General features: G+C 68.1%; 10 protein-coding genes. All 10 read left to right on the forward strand.

Features of this window, described 5'->3' with window-relative positions:
- Window position 1 precedes the first annotated feature (1 nt).
- Complete coding sequence (locus tag ACMGEZ_RS23435; protein ID WP_436824684.1) at window positions 2-1,426, forward strand: UbiA family prenyltransferase; 1,425 nt, start codon at window positions 2-4, stop codon at window positions 1,424-1,426.
- Between the two features lie 49 nt (window positions 1,427-1,475).
- Window positions 1,476-2,942, forward strand: coding sequence for a glycosyltransferase family 87 protein (locus tag ACMGEZ_RS23440; protein ID WP_436824685.1), 1,467 nt, complete (start codon window positions 1,476-1,478; stop codon window positions 2,940-2,942).
- A 114-nt stretch (window positions 2,943-3,056) separates the two neighbouring features.
- Window positions 3,057-3,743: a TetR/AcrR family transcriptional regulator gene (locus ACMGEZ_RS23445; protein ID WP_436824686.1), complete on the forward strand. Its 687-nt coding sequence runs from the start codon at window positions 3,057-3,059 to the stop codon at window positions 3,741-3,743.
- A 59-nt stretch (window positions 3,744-3,802) separates the two neighbouring features.
- The gene (locus tag ACMGEZ_RS23450) at window positions 3,803-5,599 is read left to right on the forward strand and encodes an acyl-CoA dehydrogenase C-terminal domain-containing protein (protein ID WP_436824687.1); all 1,797 of its coding nucleotides are present in this window, start codon (window positions 3,803-3,805) and stop codon (window positions 5,597-5,599) included.
- Window positions 5,600-5,604: 5 nt separating this feature from the next.
- Window positions 5,605-6,036, forward strand: a complete 432-nt coding sequence (locus tag ACMGEZ_RS23455; protein WP_436824688.1) for a DUF2147 domain-containing protein — start codon at window positions 5,605-5,607, stop codon at window positions 6,034-6,036.
- Window positions 6,037-6,059: 23 nt separating this feature from the next.
- The gene (locus tag ACMGEZ_RS23460; RefSeq protein WP_436824689.1) at window positions 6,060-8,471 is read left to right on the forward strand and encodes a 3-hydroxyacyl-CoA dehydrogenase/enoyl-CoA hydratase family protein; all 2,412 of its coding nucleotides are present in this window, start codon (window positions 6,060-6,062) and stop codon (window positions 8,469-8,471) included.
- A gap of 10 nt (window positions 8,472-8,481) precedes the next feature.
- A complete protein-coding gene (locus ACMGEZ_RS23465) occupies window positions 8,482-9,681 on the forward strand; it encodes an acetyl-CoA C-acyltransferase (protein ID WP_436824690.1) in 1,200 nt (399 codons plus the stop codon).
- Between the two features lie 47 nt (window positions 9,682-9,728).
- Entirely contained in the window at window positions 9,729-10,634 is a 906-nt protein-coding gene (locus ACMGEZ_RS23470) for an alpha/beta hydrolase family protein (protein WP_436824691.1), read from the forward strand.
- Between the two features lie 27 nt (window positions 10,635-10,661).
- Window positions 10,662-11,492, forward strand: coding sequence for an acyl-CoA thioesterase (locus tag ACMGEZ_RS23475; RefSeq protein WP_436824692.1), 831 nt, complete (start codon window positions 10,662-10,664; stop codon window positions 11,490-11,492).
- 54 nt (window positions 11,493-11,546) lie between these two features.
- Window positions 11,547-12,311 carry an enoyl-CoA hydratase gene (locus tag ACMGEZ_RS23480; protein ID WP_436824693.1) on the forward strand — a complete coding sequence of 255 codons (765 nt, stop codon included), beginning with the start codon at window positions 11,547-11,549 and terminating at the stop codon, window positions 12,309-12,311.
- Window positions 12,312-12,521 lie beyond the last annotated feature (210 nt).

A 12,521-nucleotide genomic window follows, 5' to 3' on the forward strand; every position in this document is an offset into this window, starting at 1 on the left:
GATGACCGCGCCGCTGCCTCTCTATGTCGACCTCGACGGCACGCTGATCGCCACCGATTCGCTGCACGAGTCCCTGCTCAAGCTGGTGCGTGTCTCCCCGCGCGCGCTGCTGTCGCTGCCGCTGTGGCTGCTGCGCGGGCGTGCCGCTCTCAAGCGGGAGGTGGCGCGGCGCACGCGGCTGGATGTTCGTACCCTGCCGTACCGGCCTGAGGTGCTCGACTTCGTACGTCGCGCCAGGGAAGCGGGCCGGCGCACCGTCCTGGCCACTGCCAGCGACGGGCGCATGGCGCGGCGCGTCGCCGACCATCTGGGCCTCTTCGACGCGGTGCTGGCCTCCGACGGCGAGCGCAACATCAAGGGGGCGAACAAGCTGGCGGCCATCCTGGCCGACACGCGCGGCATGGGCTTCAGCTATGCGGGCGACCACGCCGCGGACCTGGAAGTCTGGCGTGGCTCGAAAGCCGCCGTGGTGGTCAGTCGCTCCGGCACGCTTGCCCGTCGCGCGGCCGGACTCACGGAGGTAGAGGCCGTGATCAAGCCGCGCCGCACGGGGCTGGGCCGCTATCTCCAGGGCCTGCGCCCGCACCAGTGGCTGAAGAACGTGCTGGTCTTCCTGCCGCTGATGCCGGTGCTGCACGATCTCACGCAGGCGCTGATGCTCGACGCCGTGCTCGCCTTCGTCGCCTTCAGCCTGATGGCCTCGGGCATCTACGTGCTCAACGACCTGCTGGACCTGGAGTCGGACCGCCGGCACCACAGCAAGCGACGACGGCCTTTCGCCGCCGGCGACATCGCACCGGCCACCGGGCTGGCGATGTCGATCGGGTTGGGAACCGCGTCGCTGGCCTTGTCCGCGGCGCTCCTGCCGCCCTCTTTCGTGGCCGTGCTGCTGCTCTACGCGGCGCTGACCACCGCCTATTCGGTGTTCCTCAAGCGGCGTGCGGTGGTGGACGTGTTCTCGCTGGCCGCCCTGTACACGATCCGCGTGGCGGCCGGCACGCAGGCAACGGGGCAGCCGCTCTCCTTCTGGATCCTGTCCTTCTCGCTCTTCATCTTTCTCAGCCTCGCGCTGGCCAAGCGCTACGTGGAGCTCAGCTCCGCTGCCGGCGACGCCGTCCAGCTCAAGCGCGACCGCGGCTACCAGCCGGGCGATGCGACCTTCGTGCTGTGCACCGGCGTCGCGGCCGGGCAGATGTCCGCCCTGTTGCTGAGCCTCTATCTGCACGACCAGCAGATGCTGGCGCGCTACCAGGAGCCGACCTGGCTGTGGATCCTGATCCCGGTGTTCCTGTTCTGGATCGTGCGCATCTGGCTCAAGGCCATCCGCGGTGCGCTGCACGAGGACCCGGTGGTCTTCGCGGCGCGCGACTGGGTCAGCCGACTGGCGGTCGGCATCGGTGCGGCCGCGCTGTGGATGGCGCACTAGAACGCCGGCACCAGGCATTCGCCTTCTCTTCTTTCCTCCTCGCATCGATATGAAGATCCTGATCGTGGTCGTGGCTGCGACCCTGCTTTCCTCCGTGCTGCTGATCGCGCTGTGGCGCCTGCAGCCGGGCATTCCGGGCCTGCCGCGCTCGGCCCAGGCCCAGCGTCTCGCGGGCGTGTGGCGGGCATGGCTGATGTTCCTGTTGAGCGGGCTGGTCGTGAGCGCGCTGGTCACGCTCTCGGTCGGCGAACCGCGGGAGAGCTCGCTCGGCTACCTGCGCTTCGTGCTGTCCTTCCACAACGGCGACGACTCGTGGATGCCGATGCTGCGCGCCTCGGCCTTCCTGCGCGAGCATCCGGAGCAGCTGCTCTACCAGTCGGTCTTCTTCGGCCAGCACGTGAAGTTCCAGTACCCGCTGACCGCGCTGCTGCCGCTGGACCTGCCGCAGCGCCTGCTGGGCATGGACCCCGAGACGGTGGTGGATATCTTCAAGATCCTGTCGCGGCTGAGCCTGGTCGCGATCGCGGCGGTGTTCCTCCGGCTCTTCATGGGCGCGGTGCAATGGCCGTCGAGGCCTGGCGAGCCGCCCCAGCTGCCGCCGATCTCGCGCGGCGCGCTCGCGGCGCTCAGCCTCCTGAGCGTCGCGCTCTTCTACCCGCTCCTGCGCTCCGAATACCACGGCCAGATCCAGACCGCGATGACGCTCGCCGCCGGCCTGTCGCTCCTGGCCTGGCAGCGCGGGCAGCCACGCCTGGCCGGGCTGATGATGGCCCTGTGCTGCATCATCAAGCCGCAATGGATCATCGTGGTGCTGTGGGCGGCATTGCGGCGGCAGTGGAGCTTCGCGTGGACCGCGACCTGGATCACCGGGTCCTGCGGCCTGGTGGCGATCGCCTTCTACGGGCTGCCCAACGTGCTCGACTACATCCCTGTGGTGTCCTTCCTCGGCCAGCACGGCGAAAGCTATTTCATCAACCAGTCGGTCAACGGCCTGGTGAACCGGCTGCTGTTCAACGGCGTGAACCTGCAGGGCGCGGGGCGGATCTGGTCCGGGACGGATTTCCCGCCTTTCCATCCGACGGTGTATCTCGCGACCACGCTCTCCTCGGCCCTGATCCTCGGCCTGGCGCTGTTTTGGCGGGTGCGCAAGCAACCCACCGCCGTCGACCTGTCGCTCGTCATGCTCAGCCTCACGGTGGCCTCGCCGATTGCGTGGGACCACCACTACGGCGTGCTGCTGCCGATCTTCGCGGTGCTGTTCCCCGTCGCGCTGCGGCGGCAGCCCTTCGGCGCAGCCACGCCGGCGCTGCTGTGGCTCGCCTTCCTGCTGTCGAGCGAGTCCTTCAACGGCGTCACCAACCTGCTGGCCGGCACGACGTGGAACGTGCTTCAGTCGTACCAGTTCTTCGGGGCGGTGCTGGTGCTCGGGCTGCTGTACCGGCTGTCCTGGCAGGAACAGCGCGAACGCAGCGGCGCGCGGCTCGGCCTGCTGGCCGGCCTTGGCCGCACCGCCTGAACCCGGGCGCCTCGCGCAGGCGCCGATAACCTTCCACCTCTGTCGGGCTTTCATCGAGCCGGCGGCGAAAGGCCTGCAAAATAGAACGATCGTTCGTTTTATTCCCAGGCCCCCATGCCCGCCCCAGGCTCCTCCAAACTTTCCCGCGCGCCCCAGAAAGGCCAGCAGACCAAGGCCGTCATCGTCGACGCGGCGCTGAACCTGGCCGCGCAGATCGGCCTGGAGGGCCTGTCGATCGGCGCCCTGGCCGAGGTCACGGGCATGAGCAAGTCGGGCGTGTTCGCCCATTTCGGCTCGCGCGAGGAACTGCAGATCTCGGTGGTGCGCGAGTACCACGTGCGCTTCGAGCAGGAGGTGTTCTATCCGGCCATGCAGGCGCCGCGCGGGCTGCCGCGGCTGCGCACCCTGTTCGCCAACTGGATGAAGCGCACCTCGGCCGAGATCGACTCCGGCTGCATCTACATCAGCGGCGCCGTCGAGTTCGACGACCGTCCCGGGCCGGTACGCGACGCGCTGGCCGAGTCGGTGAACATCTGGCTGGCCGCCATGCTGCGCGCCGTGCTGCAGGCGCAGGAGGAAGGCCATCTGCTCGCCGATGCCGACGCCAAGCAGATCTCCTTCGAGATCCACGCGCTGATCCTGGCGCTGCATTACGAGGCGCGCTTCCTGCGCTCGCCCGACTCGCTCGCGCGTGCCAACGCGGGCTTCGACAACATCCTCGCGCGCTGCGCAACGCCCGAAGCGCTGGCCGCTTCCACGTCGGCCACCGCCTCGCAGCGCAGGCTCAAGCCGGTGCGCTGAGCGCGCGCCACCCGATTACTTTTTCGAACTCTCTTCCTTTTTCTTCCGGAGACTTTTCCATGCCCGCCTACACCCCGCCCCTTCGCGACATGCAGTTCGTGATGCACGAAGTGCTCAAGGTCACCGACGAATTCAAGGCGCTGCCCAAGCATGCGGAAGTCGACGCCGACACCATCAACGCGGTGCTGGAAGAAGGCGGCAAGTTCGCCGCCGAGGTGACCTTCCCGCTCAACATCACGGGCGACGAGGAGGGCTGCGTGCTCGACAAGAACACGCACGAGGTGAAGACGCCCAAGGGCTTCAAGGAGGCCTATGCCAAGTACGTCGAGGGCGGCTGGGCAGCGCTGTCCTGCGATCCGCAGTACGGCGGCCAGGGCCTGCCCTTCGTGGTCAACCAGTGCTTCTACGAGATGCTCAACTCGGCCAACCAGGCCTGGACCATGTACCCGGGCCTCTCGCATGGCGCCTACGAGGCGCTGGTCGCGCACGGCACGGACGAGCAGAAGAAGACCTACCTGCCCAAGCTCACCAGCGGCGAATGGACCGGCACCATGTGCCTGACCGAGCCGCACTGCGGCACCGACCTGGGCCTGCTGCGCACCAAGGCCGAGCCGCAACCGGACGGCAGCTACAAGCTGACCGGCAACAAGATCTTCATCTCGGCCGGCGAGCACGACATGGCCGAGAACATCATCCACCTCGTGCTGGCCCGCCTGCCGGACGCGCCCAAGGGCAGCAAGGGCATCAGCCTGTTCGTGGTGCCCAAGTTCAACGTCAAGCCCGACGGCTCGCTCGGCAGCCGCAACGGCATCTACTGCGGCGGCCTGGAGCACAAGATGGGCATCCACGGCAACGCGACTGCGCAGATCGTGCTCGAAGGCGCCAACGGCACCCTGGTGGGCGAGCCCAACAAGGGCCTGGCCGCGATGTTCGTGATGATGAACGCCGCGCGCCTGGGCGTGGGCAACCAGTCGCTGGGCCTGACCGAGGTGGCCTTCCAGAACGCGCTGGCCTATGCCAAGGACCGCATCCAGATGCGTTCGCTGTCGGGCGTGAAGGCCAAGGACAAGGAAGCCGACCCGATCATCGTGCACCCCGACGTGCGCAAGATGCTGATGACCGCCAAGGCCTATGCCGAGGGCGGCCGCGCGCTGGCGATCTTCTGCACGCTGCTGCTCGACAAGGAGCACCACCACCCCGACGAGAAGGTGCGCAAGGAGGCGGGCGAGCTGGTCGCGCTGCTCACCCCGATCGTCAAGGCATTCATCACCGACAACGGCCACATCTCGACCAACGCCTGCCTGCAGGTTTTCGGCGGCCACGGCTTCATCAAGGAATGGGGCATGGAGCAGTTCGTGCGCGACAACCGCATCAACATGATCTACGAGGGCACCAACACCATCCAGTCGCTCGACCTGCTGGGCCGCAAGGTGCTGGGCAACAACGGCGCCACGCTGAAGAAGTTCGGCAAGCTCGTAGCAAAGCTGGTCGAGGAGGAGGGCGTGAACGAGAAGATGAGCGAGTTCATCACGCCCATCGCGGTGCTGGGCGAGCAGCTCACCAAGTTCACGACCGAGCTGGGCTTCCGCGGCTTCCAGAACCCCGACGAGGTGGGCGCCGCGGCGGTGGACTACCTGCGCGTCGCGGGCCACTTCGTGTTCGGCTACATGTTCGCGCTGCAGGCCCGCGTGGCGCTTGCCGCCATCGCGGCCGGCAACGCCGACCCGTTCTACCAGGCCAAGCTGCAGACCGCGCGCTTCTACTTCGCCAAGCTCTTCCCCGAGACCGCGACGCTGATGCGCACCGCACGCGCCGGCGCCGCGCCGCTCATGAACACCGACGCCGCCCTGGCCTGATCGCCATGAAGCACCTCCTTGCAGCGATTGCCTTCGTGTCGGCCGGCGCCGCCTTCGCCCAGATGACGCCCGTGGGCGTCTGGCAGAGCATCGACGACAAGAGCGGCGAGGCCAAGTCGCAGATCCGCATCAGCGAAGCAGGAGGCGTGCTCAACGGCCGCATCGAAAAGCTGCTGCGCAAGGAAGCCAAGCAGGACGCGGTGTGCGACGAATGCACCGACGACCGGAAGGGCAAGCCGCTCGTGGGCCTCGAGATCATCCGCGGCGCGAAGAAGGCCGAGGGCAAGGAGGTCTGGGAAGACGGAAAGATCCTCGACCCCGAGAACGGCAAGAGCTACACGCTGCGGCTCACGCCCATCGAAGGCGGCAAGAAGCTCGAAGTGCGCGGATCGGTGCTGGGCATCGGCCGTACGCAGACCTGGGTTCGTGTCCAGTAAGACATCTATTTGTTGGGAATTCCATGTCCAAGTTTCAAGTGAAGAAGGTCGCCGTGCTCGGCGCCGGCGTCATGGGCGCGCAGATCGCGGCGCACCTCGTCAATGTGCGCGTGCCCGTGGTGTTGTTCGATCTTCCTGCCAAGGAGGGGCCGAAGAACGCCATCGTCACGCGCGCGATCGACAACCTGAAGAAGCTCAAGCCCGCGCCGCTGGCCGATGCGGCGGATGCCGAGCTGATCGAGCAGGCCAACTACGAGGACGACCTCGCGAAGCTCGGCGAATGCGACCTGGTGATCGAGGCCATCGCCGAGCGCATGGACTGGAAGCTCGATCTCTACAAGAAGATCGCGCCGCACGTGGCCAGGCACGCGATCCTGGCCTCGAACACCTCGGGCCTGTCGATCACCAAGTTGAGCGAGGCGCTGCCCGAGGCGCTCAAGCCGCGCTTCTGCGGCATCCACTTCTTCAACCCGCCGCGCTACATGTTCCTGGTGGAGCTGATCAATACGCCGACCACCGACGCGCATGTGCTGGACCAGCTCGAGACCTTCGTCACCAGCGCGCTCGGCAAGGGCGTGGTGCGCGCCAAGGACACGCCCAACTTCATCGCCAACCGCGTGGGCATCGCCGGCATGCTGGCCACCCTGAAAGAGGTCGAGAAGTTCGGACTCACGCCTGACGTGGTGGACGATCTCACCGGCAAGAAGCTGGGCCGCGCGAGCTCGGGCACCTTCCGCACCGCCGATGTGGTGGGCCTGGACACGATGGCCCACGTGGTGAAGACGCTGCAGGACAACCTGAGCGCGGACACCGATCCCTTCTACGCGAACTTCGCGACGCCGCCGGTGCTGGCCAGGCTGCTGGAGCTGGGGAATCTGGGCCAGAAGACGAAGGCCGGCTTCTACAAGAAGGTGGGCAGGGACATCCTGCGCTTCGACCTGGCAGCCAACGCAGGAAAAGGGGACTACGTGCCCTCGGGCGAGAAGGCCGACGAGGTCTACGGCCGCATGCTCAAGAAGCCGGCAGCCCAGCGCCTGAAGCTGCTGCGCGAGAGCGAGGGCGCGCAGGGCCGCTTCCTCTGGGCGATCCTGCGCGACAGCTTCCACTATGCGGCCGTGCACCTGGCGACCATCGCCGAGAGCGCGCGCGATGTGGACTTCGCGATGCGCTGGGGCTTCGGCATGAAGCAGGGCCCCTTCGAGCTGTGGCAGGAAGCGGGCTGGACGCAGGTCGCCAAGTGGATCCAGGAGGACATCGATGCCGGCGAGGCGCTGTCGAAGGCGCCGCTGCCGAAGTGGGTGTTCGAAGGCCCGGTGGCCGAGGCCGGCGGCGTGCACACGCCCGAGGGCTCGTGGAGCGCCTCCGAGAGCCGGTTCGTGCCGCAACGCCGGCTGCCGGTGCACGAGCGCCAGCTGTTCCCCGAGAGCGTGCTGGGCAGCAACGCGCCCGACGCCAGCCAGGCCGGCACCACCATCCAGGACGAGGGCGACGTGCGCCTCTGGACGCTGGACGGCGAAGTGCTGATCGCGAGCATCCATTCGAAGATGCATGCCATCAGCCCCGACGTGGCCGACGCGCTCGCGGCCGGCGTCGAGCTGGCCGAGCGCGAGTACAAGGCGATGGTGATCTGGTCGCCCGACGAGATGTTCTCCGTCGGTGCCGACCTGCAGGCCATGCTGCCGGCCTTCGTGGTCGCCGGCATCGGCGCGGTCGAGGGGGCGGAGCAGGAGTTGCAGAACGTGATGCTCAAGATCCGCTACGCCGGCGTGCCGGTGGTCTCGGCGGTGCGCGGCATGGCGCTGGGCGGTGGCTGCGAGCTGGCGATCCATTCGGCCCGGCGCGTCGCGGCGATGGAGAGCTACATCGGCCTGGTCGAGGTCGGCGTGGGCCTGGTGCCCGGCGCCGGTGGCCTGACCTACATCGCACGCCGTGCGGCCGAGAACGCGGCGGCCTCCACCGGCAGCGACCTGCTGCCCTTCCTGACCGAAGGCTTCACCGCCGCGGCCATGGCCAAGGTCGGCACCAGCGCGCTCGAATCGAAGAAGCTGGGCTACCTGCTGGACAGCGACGTGATCGTGCCCAACAAGGACGAGCTGCTGTACGTTGCGCTGCAGCAGGCCAAGGCCATGACCGACGCGGGCTGGCGCGCGCCGATGCGCCGGCGCTTCAAGGTCGCCGGACGCAGCGGTGCCGCCACCATCAAGGGCCAATTGGTCAACATGCGCGACGGCGGCTTCATCAGCGAGCACGATTTCCACATCGCGAGCCTGATCGCGGGCGTCGTCACCGGCGGCGACGTCGATGCCGGCAGCCTGGTGAGCGAGGAGTACCTGATGGCGCTGGAGCGCAAGGCCTTCTGCTCGCTGATTCTTCATCCCAAGACGCAGGAGCGGATCATGGGGATGCTCAATACCGGCAAGCCATTGCGCAACTGAAGGAATTCCCATGAGCAAGCAACTCCAAGACGCCTACATCGTCTCCGCCACCCGCACCCCAATCGGCCGCTCGCACCGCGGCTACTTCCGCACCACCCGGCCAGACGACCTGCTCGCGACCACGCTGAAGGCGGCGCTCGCGGCGGTGCCGAACCTGGACCCGAAGCTCATCGAGGACATCGTCTGCGGCTGCGCGATTCCCGAGGCACAGCAGGGCCTGAACGTGGCGCGCATCGGCGCCGTGCTGGCGGGGCTGCCGACCAGCATCGGCGGCATCACCGTCAACCGCTTCTGCGCCTCGGGCCTGTCGGCGGTGCAGATGGCGGCCGACCGCATCCGCGTCGGCGAGGCCGAGGTGATGATCGCCGCAGGTGTCGAGAGCATGAGCATGGTGCCGATGATGGGCAACTCGCCATCGCTGTCGCCCTCGATCTTCGAGCGCGACGGCGACGTGGGCATCGCCTACGGCATGGGCCTCACGGCCGAGAAGGTGGCACAGCAGTGGAAGGTGAGCCGCGAGGCACAGGACGCCTTTGCGCTGCAGTCGCACCAGCGCGCCCTGGCAGCGCAGCAGGCGGGCGAGTTCACCGACGAGATCACGCCGATCGAGGTGACCGAGCGCACGCCCGACCTGGACACCGGCGAGGCCATCGCCAAGACCCGCACGGTGAAGCTCGACGAAGGCCCGCGCCCGGACACCAGCGTCGAGGGCCTGGCCAAGCTGCGCACCGTGTTCGCGGCCCGCGGCACCGTCACCGCGGGCAACAGCTCGCAGACCTCCGACGGCGCCGGCGCGCTGATCCTGGCGAGCGAGAAGGCTTGCCAGCAGTTCGACCTGAAGCCGCTGGCGCGCTTCGTCAGCTTCGCGAGCAAGGGCGTGCCGCCGCAGATCATGGGCATCGGGCCGATCGAGGCCATTCCCGCTGCGCTGCGCTATGCGGGCCTGACGCAGGACGCGATCGACTGGATCGAGCTCAACGAGGCCTTCGCCGCGCAGTCGCTGGCCGTGATCAACACCCTCGGCCTCGACCCGGCCAAGGTCAACCCGATGGGCGGCGCGATCGCGCTGGGCCATCCGCTGGGCGCGACCGGCGCCATCCGCTCGGCCACGGTGGTGCATGCATTGCAGCGCAGGAAGCTCAAGTACGGCATGGTCACGATGTGCGTGGGCATGGGGCAGGGCGCCGCCGGCATCTTCGAGCGGGTCTGATCGCGCGAGCCTCGCAGGCCGCCGCAAGAAAAAAAAGGAGACACGGCATGCAACCGACAACCCTGACTCTGGAAGACGGCACGCAGCTCGCATTGCGACGCTACGAAGCGGCCGGGCCGCCGCGCGCGAGCGTGGTGATCGGCGGCGCCATGGGCGTGCGGCAGGCCTTCTACGAGCCCTTCGCGCGCTGGCTGGCGCAGGAGGGCATCGACGTCTGGACCTTCGACTACCGCGGTTCTGGCGATTCGCGGCCGGGCGGCAGCAGGGCCTCGCTGCGCGGCTTCGAGGCCGACCTGTTCGACTGGGCGCGCGACTACGAAGCCGTGATCGACGCCGCCAAGGCCGCGCGGCCCGAGCGCCCGCTCTACCTGCTGGGCCACAGCCTGGGCGCGCAGCTGCCGGGCTTCCTGCAGCGGCCGCAACAGGTGGACGGGCTGGTCAGCATCGCCGCCGGCAGCGGCTACTGGCGCGAGAACGCGCCGCAGCTCAGGCGCAGCATTCTCTATTTCTGGTTCGTGCTGGTGCCGCTGGCCACGCGGCTGTGCGGCTATTTCCCCGGGCGCAAGCTGCGCAAGGTGGGTGACCTGCCGCGCGGCGTGATCCTGCAGTGGCGGCGCTGGTGCCTGAACCCCCGCTACAGCGTGGGCGCGGAGGGCGAGACCGCCGCGCGCAGCTACGGGCGCGTGCGCTTTCCGGTGCTGGCGCTGTCGATCACCGACGACGAGCTGATGACGCTGGAAGGCACTCAAAGCCTGCTGAGCTTCTATGCGGGCGCGCCCAAGGCGATGCAGCGCATCGCGCCGGCCGACGTGCAGGCCCGGCGCATCGGGCACTTCGGATTCTTCCGCGAGCAGTTCAGCCGCAACCTGTGGCCGCGCCTGGCGGACAGCCTGCACCGGCTCGCGGCCCTGACCTCGCCGACGACGGCAAGCGTCCCGCAGACGACTGCCTGAGTCCTTCAGCCGGAGCACACTCCCGCCATGAGCACACATCCCCTGGACAAGGCGCTGGCGCTCGCGCACAGCGACATCCGAGCCGGCCACTTCACCGGCGCCACCAGCATGGACTACTGGAACATGGTCGGGCCCTTCGGCGGCACGACCGCGGCGGCGATGCTGCAGTCGGTGCTGAAGCATCCCGAGCTGCTCGGCGCGCCGGTGGCCTTGACGGTGAACTACGCCGCGGCGCTGGAGGCCGGCGCCTTCGAGCTGCTGGCCGTGCCGGTGCGCACCAACCGCTCGACGCAGCACTGGACGATCCAGATGTCGCAGGCCGATGCCGAGGGCAAGCCGCAGGTCGTGAGCACGGCCACCGCTGTCACGGCCCTGCGGCGCGAAACCTGGGGCGCCAACGACCTGCCGATGCCCGAGGTGCCGCCGCCGATGGAGGTCGAGCGCCTGAGCATCGGCCCGGCCAAGGTGGCCTGGATCGACCGCTACGAGATGCGCCCGATCAGCGGCGCGATACCGAGCCGCTGGGACGGCAGCGGCGACCACAGCGAGACGCTCATGTGGCTGCGCGACGCGCCGCCCCGCCCGCTCGATTTCGCGGCGCTGGCCGCGTTGTGCGACTGCTTCTATCCGCGCGTCTGGCTGCGGCGCGCGAAGCCGGTGCCGATCGGCACGGTGTCGATCACGACCTACTTCCATGTCGACGCCGCGCAGCTGGCCGAGGTGGGCGAGGACCACCTGCTAGGCCGCGCCACCGGCCAGCAGTTCCGCAACGGCTACTTCGACCAGGCCGCGCAGCTCTGGAGCGAGGCGGGCGCCCTGCTCGCCACCTCGAACCAGATCGTCTACTTCAAGGAGTGAGGGCCTCCGCGAGGCTCGATACTCCGCCCACTTCTTTGCAGCAAGGAACCTTCCATGAGCGACATCCTCGTCCACACCGAAGCCGGCGTGATGACCCTGACCTTCAACCGGCTCGACAAGAAGAACTCCATCACCCGCGCGATGTATGCGGAGCTGGCCGACGCGCTGGAGAAGGCCACCGAAGACAGCGCGGTGCGCGCGGTGCTGATCCAGGGCGACGCCACCATCTTCAGCGCCGGCAACGACATCGGCGACTTCCTGAACGCGCCGCCCTCGACGCCGGAATCGCCGGTGTTCCGCTTCCTGCACGGCATTGCGGGCTTTCCGAAGCCGCTGGTGGCGGCGGTGTGCGGCCCGGCGGTGGGCATCGGCACCACGATGCTCTTCCATTGCGACCTGGTCTATGCGGGTGACAACGCGGCCTTCTCGATGCCTTTCGTCAATCTGGGCCTGTGCCCGGAAGCAGCGTCGAGCCTGCTGGTGCCGCAGATGTTCGGCTATCACCGTGCGGCCGAGGCGCTGCTGCTGGGCGAGCCCTTCATGGCCGAGGCGGCGCTCGAAATCGGCCTGGTCAATCGCGTGGTGCCGCCTACCGAAGCCAACTCCATCGCCCAGGCCCAGGCGCGCAAGCTTGCGGCCAAGCCGCTGTCAGCCTTGGTCGAGACCAAGCGTCTGATGAAGAAGGCGCAGCAACCTGCCGTGCTCGAGCGCATGGGCGAGGAGGGCCAGAGCTTCGGCCGCATGCTGCGCGAGCCGGCTGCGAAGGAGGCATTCACGGCGTTCATGGAGAAGCGCAAGCCGGACTTTTCGAAGGTTTGACAGCAAGGCTCTCGGAGGTAGAAGAACGCGCTTCGACAGGCTGCGCGCTGCAAAGGTGCCTGCGGGTGTGCGGGGCGGCGTGCCACTGTGGCGGTCGTCGCTTCGCGCCGACTCCCCTGCGATGCTCGCGCAACCGGCCTGCCGCGGAACTCGCGACGTTCACTTCGTTCACTCTGCTCAAACAGCCGCGGCAAGTCAGTTCACGAAGCA

It is taken from the genome of Variovorax stachyos, assembly GCF_051400855.1.
In the GTDB taxonomy this organism is placed as follows: domain Bacteria; phylum Pseudomonadota; class Gammaproteobacteria; order Burkholderiales; family Burkholderiaceae_C; genus Variovorax.